Below are 18,778 nucleotides of genomic sequence, written 5' to 3' on the forward strand. Positions count from 1 at the left end.
ATGAACGACAATGCGATCGAGGTCAGAGGACTCACGAAGAGGTACGGGAGTCGGGTCGCCGTCGAAGACCTGTCGTTCGCCGTGCCGTACGGTGCGATCGTCGGACTTCTGGGGCCGAACGGGGCGGGCAAATCGACGACTCTGCGAGCGATCGTCGGGTTGCTCGGGCCGACGAGCGGTGACTGTCTCGTCGACGGCGCGCCCTTCTCCGCACTCGACAACCCCGCAACGCACGTCGGCGTCCATATGGACGGGTTCGGTTTCGAGGGCGGCATCACGGCCAGGCGCCACCTGGAGATCTCCCGGCTCGCAGCCGGAGCGCCTCGGGGCCGAACGGAGGAGGTGCTGGACGAGGTCGGACTGACGGCAGACGCTCGTCGTCGCGTGAAGACGTTCTCGACCGGAATGGCCCAGCGATTGGGGTTGGCCGCGGCTCTGATCGGCTCTCCGCGGACGCTCATCCTCGACGAGCCCGCGAACGGTCTGGATCCGGACGGCATCCGCTGGCTTCGACGGTTCCTCCGCGGCTACGCGGAGCGTGGGGGGACGGTCCTGATCGCCAGCCATCAGCTCGCCGAGCTGGAGCAGGTGGTCGATGAGGTCGTCGTCATCAAACGGCGCGCACTCTTCGCCGGGCCGTTGCACGACCTCATCTCGAGCGGTGCCGACTCGCTCGAGAGCAAGTACTTCGATCTCGTCGAAGGAGCAGCCGCGTGAGGGGCGCCATTCGCAGCGAGCTGCTGCGCGCTGTGAGCGGAAGCTCGATCCTGCCGGTGTACCTGGTCGCGCTCCTGATGCCCGCTTTCGTGCTGTTCTCCGACGGCAGAGGTCTCGACGTCGACGGCCTCGATTCCGCCGCGGCGTCCCTTCGACTGCTCGAGCCGCTCGCGTGGTCCGGCGTCTCCGCCGCGTTCGTCGCGGCCTACAGCGTGACCCGCGAGTGCTACTACGCGTCGATGGACAGAACGCTCACCGCAGTGGGGGCGCCGCGCACGTTCGCGGGAAAGCTCGTCGGGGGAGCGATCGTCGCAGTCGCCCTGACCGCCGCCATCTTCGCCCTCTGGACGACGGGTGTCTCGGTCCTTCTCGTCCAGGACGGACTGGCGCTCGAACTCACGTCGGCAGCGTGGAGAGGATATGCGGGAGCGATGGGGAGCGCGATCCTCGGTGCGTTCATCGGAGGAGCCGTGGGCTGGATCACTCGGAACTATTATCTGACGGCGGCGATCGTCCTCCTGCTCCCCATGGTGGTGGAGCTCGCTCTGCTGCGGACGGCACCCGAGGTGGCGAGGTTCTCTCCGGGGCTGGTCCTCGCCGCTCTGAGCATCCCGGGACATCAGGGCGCTCTGCTCGACGTCCTCCCTGCTCTGTGCATCGGAGTCGTCTGGACGGCCGGGCTGATCGCCGTCGCCTGGCTCCGGGAGCGCAGGAGGCGCACGTGATCGGCCGGGCGCTGCGAGCGCAGGCGCGAAGCTTCTCGGGCGACATCGTCCTCTGCTGGGTATCCGTGGCATCGATCGCGATGGCACTGTCGCTCGTCACGAGCATTCCTCCGGAGTTCGCGACGGCGGACGCCGCCGACCGGGAGGCCTTCGCCGCACCGTTCAGCGCCGTGACGGCGATGTACGGCGCGGTTCTCGCGTCGGTGTACGGCTGCTTCCGCTACACCGTCGATCGACGAGATGGTGTCATCGCCCAACGGCTGATGCTTCAGCCCCGGTGGGCGACGCTCGTGGCGAGGCTGCCCGCAGCGGCACTCGGCGGGGCGATCGTCGCTCTCACCGGAGTGCTCGGCGGACATCTCGGGCTGGCTGTCGCGGTGGGCGGCGTCCCGGTGGAGTGGGGGTCCGTGTGGTCCTCGCTGGCACTCGGCGCCGCCGCCGGGGTATGGGGGGTGGGCGTCGGGATCATCGTGCAGGCGCACCTCGTCGCCCTCTTCCTCGTGTCGGCCTCGATGGGGTCCGCGATCCTGGTCGCTGTCGTCTGGAAAGCCGGCGCCGTGTACCTGCCTCTTCTCGCGATGCTCGAGGCTCTCCGCTTCGACCTCGGGGCCCTCGGAGTCGCGCCCGAAGACACCCTCGACGGTGTCGCGGCCGCCCTGGTGGCTGTCGGCTGGTTGCTGGCCATCCTCGTCGCCGCCGGAGCCGTGTTCATGAGAAGGGACGTGCGGTAGTCGCACCGGAGGGGCCAGGCCCGACAGCCGGACCGCGTAAAATCGCGGGGTGGCAACCCCCAAGATCGTCCTCTTCTACGTCTTCACCCCGCTCGCCGACCCCGATGCGATCCGGGTGTGGCAGCGCGACCTCGGCGAGGCGCTCGGCCTGCGCGGCCGGCTGATCATCTCGAAGGACGGCGTGAACGGCACGCTCGGTGGCGACCTCCCCGCGCTCAAGAAGTGGGCGCGCTCCTTCCGCTCGTACGCGCCGTTCGCCGGCGCCGACATCAAATGGAGCGAGGGAACGGGGGTCGATGCCGACGGTCGCACCCTCGACTTCCCCAAGCTCAGCGTCAAGGTGCGCGATGAGATCGTGTCGTTCGGGGCTCCGGGCGAGCTGCGCGTCGACGAGAACGGCGTCGTCGGGGGCGGAACCAGACTCACCCCCGAGGCCCTGCATGAGCTCATCGACGAGCGTGGCGACGACGTGGTGTTCTTCGACGGGCGCAATGCGCTCGAGGCCGAGATCGGCCGTTTCCGGGGCGCGGTGGTGCCCGACACCGAGACCACCCGCGACTTCGTGCAGCTGCTCGACTCGGGTGCCTACGACGACCTCAAGGGCAAGCCCGTGGTCACATACTGCACGGGCGGCATCCGCTGCGAGGTGCTCTCGAGCCTCATGACCTCCCGCGGTTTCGGCGAGGTGTACCAGCTTGAGGGCGGCATCGTCCGTTACGGCGAGACCTACGGCGACGACGGCCTGTGGGACGGCTCGCTCTATGTGTTCGACAAGCGCGGGTCCGTCGACTTCTCCGACCACACCGCGGTCATCGGCACGTGCGCGGGATGCGGTGTCGCGACCAAGCGCACGGCGAACTGCCCCGACCTGTCGTGCCGCACCCAGTTCGTGGTGTGCGAATCGTGCGGTCAGGTGCCCTGCGACGCACACGCGGCCGCCTGAGGTCGAGGTCCGCACCCGCCTCTGCAGCTCACGCGGCCAGCACGCCGTCGGAGCGCCGGGTCACGAACAGCGACCGAGGCACGACGAACGCGAGAACGCGCGTCCGCACGTCGACGCTGTGTCGGAGCTGGCGGAGTACGGTGCTCAACGGCGCGTCCAGGTCGATGGCATCCCCCGCCCCGGCGCGAGCGTAGCTGGCACGCTCGACGGCATCCGTCAGGGTGCGCATCGCGTCGACCTCCACTCCGTTGTCCCGCACGAGGTCATCGCCGCGCATGCGGGGACTCTCGGCGTCCGAGAGCGCGACGCCGAGGTCGAGCATGGTCGCGCGCAGCTCGGCCCACGCCGACGCCGCATCACCGCTCCGCGCCCGACCACGGCGCACGGCTCCCGTCGCGAGACGGATCGCGGCGGGGAGGAACAACAGCACGAGGATGCCGAGTGTGACGAGCACGACCGGGGTCGGGTCGAGCTGCCGCAGTTCGCCGGTCGTGCCGGCGTTGTCGCCCGCATCGCCGCGGTCGACCTCGGGGGCCGTGGTCTGCTCGGTGCTCGGCGCACTGGTCGGAGCGGGGGCGGTCGTGCCGGTGCTGCCGCCCCCGGTCGTCGTGCCCGCTGCGAAGGCGGTCGGCACGCCCAGCGAGGCCGTCGGCTCGAAGGGCACCCAGCCGACGCCGGGGAAGAGGACCTCGGGCCACGAGTGCAGCTGATCGCTGGAGACCGAGTACACCGACTCGTCTCCACGCCTCGTGTCGGTGAGCGAGCCCGGCAGGTAGCCGACCACGATGCGCACGTCCATGCCGAGGCTCTCGGACATGAGCGCGAACGCCCCGGCGAAGTGGATGCAGTACCCCGAGCGCACCTCGAGGAAGCGTGCGACCGCATCTGCGCCGGTGCCGTCGAAGCCCTCGTCGACGGGGGTCTCGAGCGAGTAGCTGAACTGACCGCGGAACCACGACTGCAGGGCGACCAGGCGGTCGTAGTCGTTCGTCTCGTCGGCTGTCACCTCCTGAGCTGTGGCGGCGATCACATCGGGCAGCTCGACCGGCTCGACGTCGGGATCGACGACCGGTTCGGCGGCGGGGATGGCCCTGATCTGCTCGAGCGTCGGGATGACGCGGGTCGATCGCACCGTGTAGTCGTTGCCCACGGCATCCGCGGTGCGGGAGGCCAGCGTGCGGTTCTCGGGGCTCACGCGCCAGGCCGCGGGGACTCCCTGGATGCTGGTGGCGGGGTAGGGCACGGGCAGCCACGAGCTCGACATCCGGATGACGCGGATGGAGGTGTTCTGCTCCTTCGTCGCGATGTCCGGACTCCACTCATCGGGTCCGAAGCCCTCGCTCTGCGCCTGGAGGTCGCCGCGGTCGGGCTCCCAGACGCGTCCGTCGAATTGCGACAGCGTGGTGAGGCGCAGATAGGGCGCGGTCTCTGCCGTGGTCGCCAGCGTGAGCACCTCGACGGGGTTCGGCTGACGAAGGTCGTCACCGAGGCGCAGTGACGCATCGACGCTGACGCCCACGCCGGTGCCGGCGATGCCCGTGCCGAGCGGCAGGGCCGGGGCGATCAGGACGGTGGACGCGAGGGCGGCGACACCGACACCGGCGGCCAGCGCGGTCGAGGTGCGCCGCGGGCTCTCGGGATTCTGTACGGCGGTGTACCGGAGCAGCAGGAGCACCAGCAGTCCGAGCGCCACGAACCATACGACGTTCGCGTCGCCGAGCGTGGCGATCATCGGCGTCGCGCCGACGGCGGCGGTGAGCAACGACGCGACGACCGCACCGCGCTGCGCGACCAGGGCATCGAGCACGATCGCGACGAACGCGAAACCCAGGCCCATCACGGCGGCGAGGCCCGGTGAAGGCTCGAGAGGGGCGACCCCGTGCACGACCTCATCCCAGGCGGAGACGGCGAGCCCCTGGAAGGCGATCAGGGTCCTCTCGGTCGGGATCACGCCGAACAGCGCGGTGCCACCCGCGACGAGCAGTGTCAGGGCTCCACAGGCCACGACGATCTGCACACCCATGGTCGCGAGGTCTCGCTGCCACGCCCGACGGCGACGCAGGACGGTGCGCACGATCATGCCCGTCAGCGCCGTGACGACGATCATCAGCAGCACGGTGGCCGACCACGTTCCGGGTGCGATCACCGAGGTGTACGGCCACATCGCGACGAGCGCGGCAGCCGCGGCGAGCACCGAGGGCACGATGACGCTCGGTGGCAGGTCGTGCTCGCGGTGCCAGGCGGGTGGAGTCGGGCGCGGGGCGGTGGTCTCAGCCTTGAACATCGGCGTCCCCCCGCCGGTCGGCCGTCGACATCGTCTGCCGCTCGGGGAGAACGTCCTCCCACGCCTCGGCGATGTCCTCTCCCAGCGCGGCGAATCGCCACCCCCGCTGTGTGGCGGCGGTCTCCGCGCCGTCCTTCGGTGCGGTCGCGAAGAGCATCGGTGCCGCCGCCCCGAACGGTCGGAGCAGCGCGGCATCCTCCTCGTCGATCTCGCCCGTGATGTACACGAGGGGTCCGGGAGGTGTGCCGCCGACCAGAGAGGCGAGATCGCGGGAGTCGCCTCTCGGCGACACCAGGGCGAGCGCGACGAGCAGTCCGTCACGATCGTCCTCATGTCCGCGCAGAGTGCCCAGCAGCACCCCGGCGCTGTCGATCACGTCGACGCCGTAGCCCTCCTGCATGAGGTGCACGGCGGCCGAGGCGCACAGCGACACGGCGGTCTCGAAAGCGGGGTCGACCTCGGTGCCGCTCGCCGCCCATCGCGCGGCGCTGCGATCGAGCACGACGAGAGCGTCGGGGCTCGACTCCTCCTCTTCCTGTCGCACCATGAGCTGCCCGCGATGCGCGGTCGCTCGCCAGTGGATGCGTCGCATCGAGTCGCCCGAGATGTATCGCCGCGGCGACAGATTGTCGCTGCCCTGACCGAGCCTGCTCGACGACGTCTGCGCGGTGCCGCCGGCGGCACCGACCCGCACCGTCAGCGGCGCGAGCGTGAACACCTCGGGCACCACGGTCACGGTTCGCGTCTCGCCGAACTCCTGTTCGCGCTGCGCCAGCCCGAACGGATCCACGGTGCGCAGCACGAGAGGGCCGACCGGCCAGACGCCTCGTCTCACGCCGGTGATGAGATAGCTCAGCCGTCCGGTCTCGGAGGGGTATTCGCCGGCGGCGTCGCCGGTGACGGCGTCGGGGAGCACATCGCGCCACAGTCCGCGCGGCATCCGCAGAGCGCGCAGCGAGAATCGCAGCGTGACCCGAGAGGTCTCGGACACGGTGATCAGATCGGTCGAGACCTGGCGAGTCACGGTGCCCGACCGGCGAGGCAGCACCACGACGAGGATCGACAGGGCGGTGACCGCGAGCAGCAGGATGCCGACGTACAGCAGGATGGCCGCACCGAGCAGGTTCGCGGCGATCACGCAGCCGAGTCCGGCGAGAAGCGCACCCGTGCCCCGGAGGGTGAGAGTCCGACGGCGACGCATGGGGGAGGAGGGTGTCAGGACCGCACGGCCACCGGCACGCGCACGCGCTCGGCGATCTGATGCAGCGCCGACTCGACGGGCTGCGCGCCGGCACGGTGGGCGCCCCGAGCGGGGAGCAGACGATGCGCGAGCACGGGTATCAGCAGGGCGGTGACGTCGTCGGGGATCACGAAGTCGCGGCCGTCGAGCGCCGCCCACACCTTCGCCGCACGGATGAGCTGCAGCGTCGCCCGCGGGCTGGCGCCGAGGTGCAGGTTCGGATCGGTGCGGGTCGCCTGTGCCAGCGCCACCGTGTACTCCTCGATCGCGGGCGCGACGTGCACCGAGCGCGCCCAGGCGATCAGGCCCGAGACGGATGCCGCATCGGCCACGGCACGCACCGCCGCCAACGGGTTGACGGTGTCGCGCTGGCGCAGCATCTCGGCTTCGGCCGCGGCATCCGGATACCCCATCGAGATGCGCATCATGAAGCGGTCGCGCTGCGCCTCGGGAAGCGCGTAGGTGCCCTCCATCTCGAGCGGGTTCTGCGTGGCGACGACGAGGAACGGGTCGGGCAGCATGTGCGTCGAGCCGTCGACCGTCACCTGTCCCTCCTCCATCGCCTCGAGCAGGGCCGACTGGGTCTTGGGTGACGAGCGGTTGATCTCGTCGGCGATCACGATGTGCGCGAACACCGCGCCGCGCTTGAACTCGAACTCGCGGTCGACCGGGTTGTAGACGCTCACACCGGTGACGTCACCCGGCAGCAGGTCGGGGGTGAACTGGATGCGTCGCACGGTCGCGTCGATGCTCGCGGCCAGCGCTCGGGCGAGCATGGTCTTGCCCACACCGGGAACGTCTTCGATGAGCAGGTGCCCCTCGGCGAGCAGGCACACGATCGCGCTCCGCACGGCATCCGGCTTTCCGTCGATCACCCGTCCGATCGAGTCGATGATGGCCGACGTCTGCGCGGCAAACTGCTCGGCGCCGACGACGGTCGGGATCAGGGGCGGATTCTCTGGCATGCGTTCCCTCTCACGTGGGCGCTGCGGTGCGCGTGAACCGATCGTATCGCCGCTGCCTGCGGATGGGGTGACAACGGAATGAACGCACGGCGGTCTCCACCCCAGACCCGGGCTCGAGGCGCTCGAGCACCTCGGACTGGTACGTGCGCAGGGTGCCGGAGAAGCGCCAGGTCGACAGGGGAGCGGCGGTGGCGGAGTCCATGACCTGCCCAGTCTGTCAAAGAGAGGGTGCGGAGATCGGCTAGACTGTTCTCGGCTCTCCGCGTGGCGGCATCCAGGCCAATTCCCCCAGGGCGGAGACGCAGCAAGGGTAACCGGGCTCTGCTGGGTGCGCGGAGAGTCACTTTCTTTTTCGGCCCACTCCACGGGGCCGATCCCGTCGAGCCGCTGTCAGCGTCCTCCGGGTCAGTCCTGCCAGGATCGTGATGTGACCAGGCCCGACATGATCAGCCCCGCCGGTTCTCCGCGCGAGAGTGCTCTCGGACGCTTCGCCTCGCCGGTGCTTCTGCTCGCCGCGATGTGGGTGGTGCAGCTCGTGGATGCGATCCTTCCGCTGTCGTTCACCGGCTTCGGGATCCGCTCGTGGGACCTGTCCGGGCTTCCCGGCATCGTCGTCTCGCCGCTTCTGCACGCGAGCTGGGCGCATCTGATCGCCAACTCCGTGCCGTTCCTCGTGCTCGGCTGCCTCGTGGCGGTCGAAGGCGCCAGACGGTTCTGGGCGGTGACCGCGTTCTCGGCGGTGATCGGCGGCCTCGGCACGTGGATCGTCAACGCTCCCGGTGCGCTGACCGTCGGAGCGTCAGGACTCGTGTTCGGGTACTTCGGCTACACCGTGATGCGGGTGTTCGCGCCCGGTCGCGTCTCGCACCGCATCCTCTACGCGGTGATCGCGCTGATCGTGATCGGCCTCTACGGCGGCTCGATGCTCGCGGGAGTCGTGGGCGTGCGCGAGGGCATCTCGTGGCAGGCGCACCTGTTCGGTGCGATCGGCGGCGGTCTCGCGGCCTTCGCCGGTCGGACATCGGCTCGACGCGCATGAGGATCGCGTCACGGTGAGTCCGAGAGCCGGCACCACGAAGAAACGAGCACCGTCGCGTTCGAAGTCGCGGTCGGCCGTGCGTCGCCGCGCCCGCCCGGCCGCTCGCCGTCGGGTGTCGCCGCGTCGTCGCGCGCAGCGGCGGCTGCAGCGCCGGCGGATGCTGCGCCGCCTGGCGATCTCCGCCGCCGTGGTGCTCCTGGTCGCCGGGGCCGCGGCGGTGGCGATCCCGCTGAGTCTGGCCCACGAGCCGCCTGTGGCGATCTGCCTGAGCGAGCCCGCGACCTTCCCCCAGGCGGGGATCGCGGGGTGGGAGGGCGAGCAGCTCGAGAACGCCGCGACGATCATGCAGACGGCATCCGCCCTCGGGTTCGGCCGCGATGGGCAGATCCTCGGGGTCATGACCGCGATGGGCGAGAGCAGCCTGCGCAACATCGACTACGGCGACTGGGAGACCAGCGGATTCACGAACCCCGACGGCAGCCGGACGACGAGCATCGGCCTCTTCCAGCAGCAGGAGTGGTGGGGCAGCGTCGAGCAGCGGATGGACCCGGCGACCGCCGCGACCCTGTTCTACGAGCGGCTCGCGCGCGTGCCGGACTGGCAGGCACTCGAACCCTCGCTCGCGATCCATCGGGTGCAGATCAATCTCGACCCGACCTACTACACGCGGTATCAGGCCGACGCGATCGCCGTCGTCGACGCGCTCTCGGCACCCTGCTGATCGTCACGACGCCGATCGTCGCGTCGCTGCGATTCTCACGGCGGGAGACCCAGCGGATCCATGGTGAGGTGCACCTAAGCTGGGGGCGTGGCGCAGAGCATCTACATCACCTCGGCCGAAGGCCATACCGGAAAGTCCACGATCGCCCTCGGCGTCCTGGACGCGCTGATGCGGGTCACCCCGCGGGTCGGCGTGTTCCGACCGATCGCGCGCTCGGTGACCGAGCGCGACGAGGTGCTCGAGCTCCTGCTCGCGCATGACGGCGTGCAGCTCGACTACGACGACTGCATCGGTGTGACCTACGACGACGTGCGCGACGACCCCGATCGGGCGCTGTCGACCATCGTCGCCCGATTCAAGGCCGTCGAGGCCCAGTGCGATGCGGTCGTGATCATCGGCAGCGACTACACCGATGTCGCCAGCCCCGCCGAACTCGGCTACAACGCCCGTATCGCGGCGAACCTGGCGGCACCCGTGCTGCTGGTGCTCAGCGGTCGCGACCAGCAGCGACAGGCCGAGCAGCTCGGCACGACGACCGCGCGCTCGGCAGCGGCGGTCGGTCAGATCGGCGCCCTGGCGCTCGCCGAGCTCGAAGCCGAGCGGGCCGAGCTGTTCGCGGTCGTCGTGAACCGCGCCGACCCCGAGGCGCTCACCGACATTGAGGCGGCGGTGACCGCGGTGCGTCCCGCGCGCAGCACTCCCGTCTGGGCCATGCCCGAGGATCGCACCCTCGTCGCGCCGTCGATCCGCGGCATCCTCGCGGCGGTCGAGGGGCGATTGATCAAGGGCGACCCCGACCGCCTCGCACGCGAGGCCCTGACGATCGTGGTGGCCGGCATGTCGATGGTCAACGTCCTGCCGCGGCTGACCGAAGAGGCGGTCGTGGTGATCCCCGCCGACCGCACCGAGGTGCTGCTCGCCACGCTGCTCGCCGATGCCTCCGGCACCTTCCCGCGGGTCGCCGGCATCATCCTGAACGGACCGTTCCCGTTGCCGGAGCCCATCGTGCAGCTGCTCGACGGCTTCCCCTCGACCGTGCCGATCATCGCGACCGACCTCGGCACCTACGACACCGCGGTGCGGGTCATGGGCGCACGCGGGCGCATCTCGCCCGAGTCGCGCACCCGCTACGACCGCGCGCTCGGGCTGTTCCAGACGCACGTCGACATCGCCGAGCTCACCACCCAGCTCGGGCTCGCCGAGTCGCGCGTGGTGACTCCGCTGATGTTCGAGTACGGCCTGATCGAGCGGGCCCGAGCCGACCGCCGCCGCATCGTGCTTCCCGAGGGCGACGACGACCGCATCCTGCGCGCCGCCGCGACACTGCTGGCGCGCGAGGTCGCCGACCTCACGATCCTCGGCGACGAGACCGCCGTCCGGGCCCGGGCCGTCGAGCTGGGCGTCGACATCGCCGCCGCGCAGGTGATCAGCCCCACCGATCCCGAGCTCGTCGAGCGCTTCGCGACCGAGTACGCACGGCTGCGCGCGCACAAGGGCATCACGGTCGCGCAGGCTGCCGACACCGTGACCGACGTGTCGTACTTCGGCACGATGATGGTGCACCTCGGTCTCGCCGACGGCATGGTCTCGGGAGCCGCGCACACCACGGCGCACACGATCCGTCCGTCGTTCGAGATCATCAAGACCAAGCCGGGCGTGACCGTCGTCTCGAGCGTGTTCCTGATGGCCCTCGCCGACCGGGTGCTCGTGTACGGCGATTGCGCCGTGATCCCTGACCCGACCAGCGAGCAGCTCGCCGACATCGCGATCTCGTCGGCGGCGACCGCCCGTCAGTTCGGCATCGAGCCGCGCATCGCGATGCTGTCGTACTCGACGGGGGAGTCGGGGTCGGGCGCCGATGTCGACAAGGTGCGTGCCGCGACAGCCCTCGTGCACGAGCGGGCTCCCGAGCTGCTCGTCGAGGGGCCCATCCAGTACGACGCCGCGGCCGACGCCGCCGTCGCGAAGGCGAAGCTGCCCGACTCGGCGGTCGCGGGGCGCGCCACGGTCTTCGTCTTCCCCGATCTCAACACGGGCAACAACACCTACAAGGCGGTGCAGCGCTCCGCCGGCGCCGTCGCGATCGGCCCGGTGCTGCAGGGCCTCAACAAGCCGATCAACGATCTGTCGCGCGGTGCGCTGGTCGACGACATCGTGAACACCGTCGCGATCACCGCGATCCAGGCCCAGGCGGAAGGGACGGCATCGTGACCGCGATCCTCGTCATCAACAGCGGGTCGTCCTCGCTCAAGTACAGCCTGCTCGACATCGAGAACGAGAACGAGCTGGCGAGCGGCCTGATCGAGCGCATCGGACAGGATGCCAGCGCGATCACCCACACCGTGCGACCCGACACGACGGCGGATGCGGTCGTCACCATGCTCGATGCGTCGTACGAGGACGAGCGGCCCGTGGCCGACCACGCAGCCGCCTTCTCGGTCATGCTCGAGCAGTTCGAGACCCACGGCCCGTCGCTCGTCGAACGCGCCCCGGCCGCCGTCGGTCACCGCGTGGTCCACGGCGGCGCGCGCTTCTACGCGCCCACCCTGGTGACGCGCAACGTCGAGGAGCAGATCGAGGAGCTCGCGGTGCTCGCCCCGCTGCACAACCCCGCGAACCTCGCCGGCATCCTCGCGGCGAAGGCCGTGTTCGCCGACGTGCCGCACGTCGCGGTGTTCGACACGGCGTTCCACCAGACGCTGCCGCCCGCGGCCTACACCTACGCGATCGACGCCGAGCTCGCGGCGCAGCATCGCGTGCGGCGCTACGGGTTCCACGGCACGAGCCACCAGTACGTGAGCGAGTCGGCGGCGGCGTTCCTCGGGCGCGACCTGAGCACGCTGCGTCAGCTCGTGTTCCACCTCGGCAACGGGGCCTCGGTCACCGCGATCGACGGCGGGCGCTCGGTCGAGACCTCGATGGGCCTCACGCCGCTCGAGGGTCTCGTCATGGGAACGCGCTCGGGCGATCTCGACCCCGCGGCGCTTGTGCACCTGTCGCGCCGCGCCGGCTACTCGATCGACGATCTCGACGCGCTGCTGAACTCGCGCAGCGGCCTCAAGGGACTCGCCGGACGCAGCGACATGCGCGACATCCTCGCCGGTCGCGATGCCGGAGACGCCGCGGCCACCCTGGCGTTCGACGTGTACATCCATCGACTCCGCGCGTACGCGGGCTCGTACATCGCGCAGCTCGGCGGTGTCGACGTCATCTCGTTCACCGCGGGGGTCGGCGAGAACGCCGCGCCTGTGCGTGCCGAGGCCATGGCGACGCTCGGGTTCGCCGGCGTCGAGCTGGATCACGGACGCAACGCGGCGCGGGAGCGCGGCATCCGCCGCATCTCGACCGACGCCTCACCCGTCACGGTGCTCGTGGTGCCCACGAACGAGGAGCTCGAGATCGCGCGGCAGACCGCCCGGATGCTCTGACGTGCGCTGACCGCTGAAGACCCGGCCGCCGAAGACCCGACCACCCGAATCCCGTTCGGGGGTTACCGCCGACGCCCCACCGCAACTACGCTTGCACAGTGGCACGGAGAGGTGCCGGAACCCCTCGTCCTTCTCCTGGAGGCTCCTGTGCCCGAAGCACTGCCCGATCTGCTCCGCGCCGACGGTGTCCTGTTCGACCTCGACGGCGTGCTGACGCCCACGGCCGAGGTGCACATGCGCGCCTGGAAGGTCGTGTTCGACGACGTGTTCGCCCGTTGGGGCATCGAACCGCCGTACACCGATGCCGACTACTTCGACTACGTCGACGGCAAGAAGCGCTACGACGGCGTGGCGAGCCTGCTGCACAGCCGCAACGTCGAGGTGCCGTGGGGGGCGGTCGACGATCCTCCCGAGGCGGAGACGATCTGCGGCATCGGCAACCGCAAGAACGACGCGTTCGCTACCTCGCTGCGCGCCGAGGGTATCGCGCCCTACCCCGGCTCCCTCGCGCTCCTCGAGAAGCTCGCCGCCGCCGGCATCCCGCTCGGCGTGGTCTCGAGCTCGAAGAACGCCGAAGAGGTGCTCGGTGCTGCCGGCATCCGCTCGTTCTTCCGCATCGTGGTCGACGGCGTCGTCGCCGAGCGCGACGGCCTGGCCTCGAAGCCGGCAGCCGACATGTTCGCCGCCGGTGCGGTCGCGCTCGGCGTCGACCCCGCCACCAGCGTCGCCGTCGAAGACGCGACCTCCGGCGCGGCCTCGGCCGCGGCAGCCGGGTTCGCGACCGTCGTCGGTGTCGATCGCGGCACCGGCGCCGATGCGCTGCGCGCCGCGGGCGCGACCGTCGTGGTGAGCGACCTCGACGCCTTCCTGTCCGACGCCGACGTGCCCGCCGACGCCCACACCGACACCCGCTCCGCCTCCGCACCCGACTCCGAGGAGACCGCATGATCGACCGCGACCGCTTCCCCGTGGACCCCTGGCGCCTCATCGAGACGCGCTACTCCGAGAGCGGGGTGGCGGAGACGCTGTTCAGCGTCGGCAACGGCTACCTCGGCCTGCGCGGCAACCACATCGAGGGGCGCGGCGCGCACGAACACGGCACCTTCATCAACGGTCTGCACGAGACCTGGCCGATCCGCCACGCCGAGCAGGCATACGGCTTCGCGGAGGTCGGACAGACGATCGTCAACGCGCCGGACGCCAAGGTCATGCGCGTGTACGTCGACGACGAGCCGATCTCGTTCGACGAGGCCGACGTGCGCGAGTACCGGCGAACGCTCGACATGCGCACGGGCGTGCTCGAGCGCACCGTCGTGTGGGAGACCCCGTCGGGCAAGCGCGTGCGCATGCGTGACGAGCGCATCGTCAGCTTCGAAGAGCGGCACCTGGCCGTGCTCCGTCTCGAGGTCGTCGTCGAGAACGCCGACGCGCCGGTGACCGTCAGCTGCCAGATGATCAATCGTCAGGACGGTGCCGGCGTCTACGCGGGCACGCCCGCCGAGGCGAAGAGCGGCTTCGATCCGCGCAAGGCCGAGAAGATCGCCGAGCGCGTGCTCGAGCCTGCCGAGTACTGGCAGGACGGGCTCCGCTCCGCGCTGTCGTACTCGGTCGCGGCATCCGGCATGACCGTCGCCGTCGTGGCCGACCACGTGATCGAGACCGAGAACGACTACACCTCCCGCACGCTGATCGAGGAGGACATCTCCAAGAACGTCTTCCGCGTGCAGGCCAAGGCGGGCGTGCCGATCACGGTGACCAAGCTCGTCAGCTATCACACCTCGCGCGGAGTGCCTGCGCGCGAGCTCGTCGACCGGTGCCGTCGCTCGCTCGACCGGGTGCGGGTCGAGGGCGTCGATGCCCAGTTCGAGCGTCAGGCCGCATGGCTCGCCGCGTTCTGGGAGCGCAGCGATGTGCAGATCGCTGGACAGGACGACATCCAGCAGGCCACCCGCTGGTGCCTGCTGCAGCTCGCGCAGGCCTCGGCGCGGGCAGACGGCACGGGGGTTCCCGCGAAGGGCGTCTCGGGGTCGGGCTACAGCGGCCACTACTTCTGGGACACCGAGATCTACGTGCTCCCGTTCCTCACCTACACCTCGCCGCAGTGGGCCCGCAACGCGCTGCGCGCACGTGTGCTCATGCTGCCCGCCGCCCGTCGTCGGGCGGCTCAGCTCAACGAGGCCGGCGCGCTGTTCCCCTGGCGCACGATCAACGGCGAGGAGGCCTCGGCGTACTACGCCGCCGGCACCGCGCAGTATCACATCAACGCCGACGTGAGCTTCGCGCTCGGCAAGTACGTGCGGGCGACGGGTGACGACGACTTCCTGCGTCGTGAGGGCATCGACATCGCGATCGAGACCGCACGCCTGTGGGCGACCCTCGGCTTCTGGCGCAGCTCGCGCATCGTCGCCGACACCAACGACGACGACGCCGTCGAGACGTTCCACATCCACGGTGTCACCGGCCCCGACGAGTACACGACGGTCGTGAACGACAACCTGTACACGAACGTCATGGCGCGCTACAACCTGCGCTACGCGGCGAGGGTCGTGCGCGAGGCTCGCGAGGCGAACGGCGAGGAGTTCGCCAGGGTCGTCGAGCGCACCGGGCTCGCCGAGGGCGAGGCCGAGGGATGGGACCGCGCGGCCGACGCGATGTTCATCCCGTTCAGCGAGAGCCTGGGCATCCACCCGCAGGACTCGCTGTTCCTCGAGCGCGAGGTCTGGGATCTCGCGCACACTCCGAAGGAGCAGCGCCCGCTGCTGCTGCACTTCCACCCGCTCGTGATCTACCGCTTCCAGGTGCTCAAGCAGGCGGATGTCGTGCTCGCGCTGTTCCTGCAGGGCAACCACTTCACACCCGAAGAGAAGAAGGCGGACTTCGACTACTACGATCCGCTCACCACGGGCGACTCGACGCTGTCGGCCGTCGTGCAGTCGATCCTGGCCGCCGAGGTCGGCTATCAGGATCTCGCGCTGCAGTACTTCCGTCAGTCGCTGTTCGTCGATCTGCACGATCTGCACCACAACGCGGCCGACGGCGTGCACGTCGCCTCCGCCGGTGGGGTCTGGACCGCGCTCGTGTGCGGCTTCGGCGGCATGCGCGACTACGCCGGTGAGCTGAGCTTCGACCCGCGGCTGCCGGCGGACTGGCCCTCGCTGTCGTACCCGCTGCAGTGGCAGGGGTCGGCGCTGCAGGTCACGATCACCGCCGACGAGCTGCGCGTGCACGTGAGCACCGGCGAGCCGGTGCCGTTCACGGTGCGCGACGTCGCCTACACCGCGGCGGTCGGCGACGACGTCGTCGTGCCGCTCGCCGACCAGGGGCCGATCCTCTCGGGACGCCCGACGCTGCGGCAGTTCGCGGATGCTCTCCGTGAGGACGGCACGCGTCTGTCGGCATCCGTCCCCGTCATCACGACCGCGATCCCGGTGATCGAGTCGACGGACTGAGGCCGTTCGAACGCCGTTCCGCAGACGCCCCATCTGCCCGCCGACGCCCCCTCGGGCGGACGCCCGGCAGGTGGGGCGTCGGTGCGCAGACGGGGCACCGGCGACTCGACAGGAACGGGGGACGGATGCTGTGCGCTCGCCCTGCCTCGATGTCGGCGGCACGCCGTAGGCTGGTGTGGTGACCACAGCCCTCTACCGCCGCTACCGCCCCGAGTCGTTCGGCGAGATGATCGGGCAGTCCCAGGTGACCGACCCCCTCATGACCGCTCTCCGGGGCGACCGGGTCGGCCACGCATATCTCTTCTCCGGACCCCGCGGCTGCGGAAAGACGACCTCGGCCCGCATCCTGGCGCGGTGCCTGAACTGCGCCGAGGGACCGACCGACGTGCCGTGCGGCACCTGCCCGAGCTGCGTCGAGCTGTCGCGCGCCGGCGGAGGATCCCTCGACGTCGTCGAGATCGACGCCGCGAGCCACAACGGCGTCGACGACGCGCGCGACCTGCGCGAGCGGGCGACCTTCGCCCCCAGCCGCGACCGCTACAAGATCTTCATCCTCGATGAGGCGCACATGGTCACACCGCAGGGCTTCAACGCTCTGCTGAAGCTCGTCGAAGAGCCGCCGGAGCACGTCAAGTTCATCTTCGCGACGACCGAGCCCGAGAAGGTGCTCGGCACGATCCGCTCGCGCACGCACCACTATCCGTTCCGCCTCGTGCCGCCCGCGGCGATGCTCGAGTACGTCGAGAAGCTCTGCACCGAAGAGGGCGTCGTCGCCGAACGCGGCGTGCTCCCTCTGGTGGTGCGTGCGGGCGGTGGATCGCCCCGAGACACCCTGTCGCTCCTCGACCAGCTCATCGCCGGATCCGACTCCCCGGCCGGCTCCGAGACGGTGACGGTCGCCTACGAGCGCGCGGTCGCGCTGCTCGGCTACACGCATGCGGCGCTTCTCGACGAGATCGTCGACGCGCTCGCCGCGGGTGACGCCGCCGCCGCGTTCCCGGCGATCGACCGCGTCGTGCAGACCGGGCAAGATCCTCGTCGCTTCGTCGACGACCTTCTCGAACGTCTCCGCGACCTGATCGTGATCGCGGCCGTGGGTGCCGGAGCATCGTCGGTGCTGCGCGGCATCGCCGAAGACGAGCTCGCACGCATGCGCACCCAGGCCGATTCCTTCGGCGCCGCGCGGCTGTCGCGCACAGCCGACGTGGTCAGCGCAGCGCTCGACGACATGTCGGGTGCCACGTCGCCGCGCCTGCATCTCGAACTCATGGTCGCGCGCGTCCTCGCCGGAGCCGCCGAGTCCGATGCCGTCGCCGCTCCCGCGGTGGGCGTGGCCCCGCGGGCGAACACCGGGGTGTCCTCCTCTACGCCCCGTGCGAGCGCTCCGACCGCTGCGCCTGCGCAGGCGGCCGCGACGTCGAGCCCGGCGACGGCTTCTGTGTCGAGCATCCCGACCGCGGCCTCCGCGCCGGCCACAGCCTCCGCCGCATCGTCTGCGCCCGCAGGCACCCCGGCGGCGCCGGAGCAGCCGAGCGTCACCGTCGAACCGATCCAGGTCGACTCTCCGATCCAGGCAGACTCTCCGGGCCTCGTGGCAGCGGATGCCGCCGAGGCGGACGAGGTCGCAGCGGCGGCCGCCGAGGCGGCAGCACCGGCCCCCGAGGTTCCCGACGGTCCGGTCACGTTCGATCGCATCACGTCGTCCTGGCCGGGCGTGCTCAAGCGCCTCGAAGGACTCAGCCGCACCTCGTGGCTGCTGGCGACCGCGGTGCAGCCACTCGCGTACGACACGGAGTCCGAGGTGCTCACGCTCGGCTTCACGAGCCAGCACGACGTCGCCAAGTTCAAGGGCACGACCCCGGGAGCCGGGCCTTCCGATCACCTGCGCATGGCGATCGAGCACGAGGTCGGAGTCAAGGTCAAGTACCGACCCGCACCCATGCCTGCCGGTGGGGCGCCGCGACAGCCGTCGTCGCCCTCCGCCGGTGCGCCGGCCGCCGACGCTCCCGCATCGGAGCCTGCGTCAGCGGGGTCGCCCCGCCCGCAGACCCGCAACGCCTCCTCGGCGTCCGTGACCGAGTGGGCGGTGGCTCCGATCCCGGCGTCGATCGACCCGGTTCCGGCCCCGGCGTCCGCCCCCGCAACGGTGCCGACACCGGCCTCTGCGGCGACTGTCGCACCGGCCCCTGCGGCGGCTGTCGCACCGGACCCTGCGGCGGCTGTCGCACCGGCGGCCGCGCGCGTCGCGCAGACCACGGAATCCTCGGCCCCCGCGCAGACCGCAGCCGGCTCGGCGGCATCCGGATCGTCTGCACCTGCCTCGGCCGCGGCCCCCGGCCCGGCGCCGCTCGACCGCGATGAGCCACCGTATCCTCTCGACGAGGAACCGCCGTACTACGACGACGAACCACCATACGACCCCGCGTACGAGCCGACTCCTGCTCGGAGTGCGCCCGCCCGGAGTGCGCCCGCCCAGGCACACCCCGCCCCGGCTTCTCCCGCCCGGGTTTCTCCTGCACAGGCCTCTCCTGCACAG

Annotated in this window: 15 protein-coding genes and 1 other RNA gene; 12 read left to right on the plus strand and 4 right to left on the minus strand. The window is 70.6% G+C overall.

Translation table 11 applies throughout. From position 1 onward, the window contains the following. The 4 genes from IXW21_RS16110 to IXW21_RS16125 are packed head-to-tail and all read left to right on the plus strand — an operon-like array spanning position 1 to position 3,116. Positions 1-717 carry an ATP-binding cassette domain-containing protein gene (locus IXW21_RS16110; RefSeq protein ID WP_194765259.1) on the plus strand — a complete coding sequence of 239 codons (717 nt, stop codon included), beginning with the start codon at positions 1-3 and terminating at the stop codon, positions 715-717. Then, positions 714-1,442, plus strand: coding sequence for an ABC transporter permease (locus IXW21_RS16115; RefSeq protein WP_194765260.1), 729 nt, complete (start codon positions 714-716; stop codon positions 1,440-1,442). Before IXW21_RS16110 ends, IXW21_RS16115 begins: the two co-directional genes overlap by 4 nt. After that, positions 1,439-2,173, plus strand: coding sequence for a hypothetical protein (locus tag IXW21_RS16120; protein WP_194765261.1), 735 nt, complete (start codon positions 1,439-1,441; stop codon positions 2,171-2,173). The genes IXW21_RS16115 and IXW21_RS16120 overlap by 4 nt, the downstream gene beginning before the upstream one ends. Positions 2,174-2,222: 49 nt before the next feature. Beyond that, the gene (locus IXW21_RS16125) at positions 2,223-3,116 is read left to right on the plus strand and encodes a rhodanese-related sulfurtransferase (RefSeq protein ID WP_194765262.1); all 894 of its coding nucleotides are present in this window, start codon (positions 2,223-2,225) and stop codon (positions 3,114-3,116) included. 28 nt (positions 3,117-3,144) lie between these two features. On the opposite strand, the gene IXW21_RS16130 is transcribed toward IXW21_RS16125, so the two are convergent. From IXW21_RS16130 to IXW21_RS16145, 4 genes are read right to left on the minus strand one after another with little or no spacing between them, the layout of a single operon-like run. Then, positions 3,145-5,400: a transglutaminaseTgpA domain-containing protein gene (locus tag IXW21_RS16130; protein WP_194765263.1), complete on the minus strand. Its 2,256-nt coding sequence runs from the start codon at positions 5,398-5,400 to the stop codon at positions 3,145-3,147. Continuing rightward, positions 5,387-6,601, minus strand: a complete 1,215-nt coding sequence (locus IXW21_RS16135; RefSeq protein ID WP_194765264.1) for a DUF58 domain-containing protein — start codon at positions 6,599-6,601, stop codon at positions 5,387-5,389. The genes IXW21_RS16130 and IXW21_RS16135 overlap by 14 nt, the downstream gene beginning before the upstream one ends. 14 nt (positions 6,602-6,615) lie before the next feature. Continuing rightward, a complete protein-coding gene (locus IXW21_RS16140; protein ID WP_194765265.1) occupies positions 6,616-7,605 on the minus strand; it encodes an AAA family ATPase in 990 nt (329 codons plus the stop codon). Between the two features lie 10 nt (positions 7,606-7,615). Continuing rightward, on the minus strand, positions 7,616-7,807 hold the full coding sequence (locus tag IXW21_RS16145; protein WP_194765266.1) for a hypothetical protein: 192 nt from the start codon (positions 7,805-7,807) through the stop codon (positions 7,616-7,618). Positions 7,808-7,856: 49 nt separating this feature from the next. Between IXW21_RS16145 and ffs the strand changes: the two genes are divergently transcribed. From ffs to IXW21_RS16185, 8 genes are all read left to right on the plus strand, one after another. Continuing rightward, an RNA gene (gene ffs / locus IXW21_RS16150) (signal recognition particle sRNA small type) lies at positions 7,857-7,953 on the plus strand. Between the two features lie 79 nt (positions 7,954-8,032). Continuing rightward, positions 8,033-8,644 (plus strand): rhomboid family intramembrane serine protease, encoded by a 612-nt coding sequence (locus tag IXW21_RS16155; RefSeq protein ID WP_323742283.1) that lies wholly within the window; start codon positions 8,033-8,035, stop codon positions 8,642-8,644. A 13-nt stretch (positions 8,645-8,657) separates the two neighbouring features. Then, on the plus strand, positions 8,658-9,365 hold the full coding sequence (locus IXW21_RS16160) for a hypothetical protein (RefSeq protein ID WP_194765267.1): 708 nt from the start codon (positions 8,658-8,660) through the stop codon (positions 9,363-9,365). A gap of 87 nt (positions 9,366-9,452) precedes the next feature. Further along, positions 9,453-11,576 (plus strand): phosphate acetyltransferase, encoded by a 2,124-nt coding sequence (gene pta, locus IXW21_RS16165; protein WP_194765268.1) that lies wholly within the window; start codon positions 9,453-9,455, stop codon positions 11,574-11,576. Then, positions 11,573-12,793, plus strand: coding sequence for an acetate/propionate family kinase (locus IXW21_RS16170; RefSeq protein WP_194765269.1), 1,221 nt, complete (start codon positions 11,573-11,575; stop codon positions 12,791-12,793). Before pta ends, IXW21_RS16170 begins: the two co-directional genes overlap by 4 nt. A 147-nt stretch (positions 12,794-12,940) precedes the next feature. Then, on the plus strand, positions 12,941-13,741 hold the full coding sequence (locus tag IXW21_RS16175) for an HAD-IA family hydrolase (RefSeq protein WP_194765270.1): 801 nt from the start codon (positions 12,941-12,943) through the stop codon (positions 13,739-13,741). Beyond that, positions 13,738-16,242 (plus strand): glycoside hydrolase family 65 protein, encoded by a 2,505-nt coding sequence (locus IXW21_RS16180; RefSeq protein ID WP_194765271.1) that lies wholly within the window; start codon positions 13,738-13,740, stop codon positions 16,240-16,242. Before IXW21_RS16175 ends, IXW21_RS16180 begins: the two co-directional genes overlap by 4 nt. A 178-nt stretch (positions 16,243-16,420) precedes the next feature. After that, a partial coding sequence (locus IXW21_RS16185; RefSeq protein WP_323742284.1) for a DNA polymerase III subunit gamma and tau occupies positions 16,421-18,778 on the plus strand: 2,358 nt, incomplete at its 3' end.

Origin of the sequence: Microbacterium sp. UFMG61 (assembly GCF_015354505.1) — a bacterium.
Lineage (GTDB): Bacteria > Actinomycetota > Actinomycetes > Actinomycetales > Microbacteriaceae > Microbacterium.

What these genes read in the sequence shown, in the direction of transcription:
- IXW21_RS16140 (WP_194765265.1), bottom strand. Translation starts at nt 7,605, where the DNA reads ATGCCAGAGAATCCGCCCCTGATCCCGACCGTCGTCGGCGCCGAGCAG.
- IXW21_RS16130 (WP_194765263.1), bottom strand. Translation starts at nt 5,400, where the DNA reads ATGTTCAAGGCTGAGACCACCGCCCCGCGCCCGACTCCACCCGCCTGG.
- IXW21_RS16180 (WP_194765271.1), top strand. Translation starts at nt 13,738, where the DNA reads ATGATCGACCGCGACCGCTTCCCCGTGGACCCCTGGCGCCTCATCGAG.
- IXW21_RS16145 (WP_194765266.1), bottom strand. Translation starts at nt 7,807, where the DNA reads ATGGACTCCGCCACCGCCGCTCCCCTGTCGACCTGGCGCTTCTCCGGC.
- IXW21_RS16110 (WP_194765259.1), top strand. Translation starts at nt 1, where the DNA reads ATGAACGACAATGCGATCGAGGTCAGAGGACTCACGAAGAGGTACGGG.
- IXW21_RS16135 (WP_194765264.1), bottom strand. Translation starts at nt 6,601, where the DNA reads ATGCGTCGCCGTCGGACTCTCACCCTCCGGGGCACGGGTGCGCTTCTC.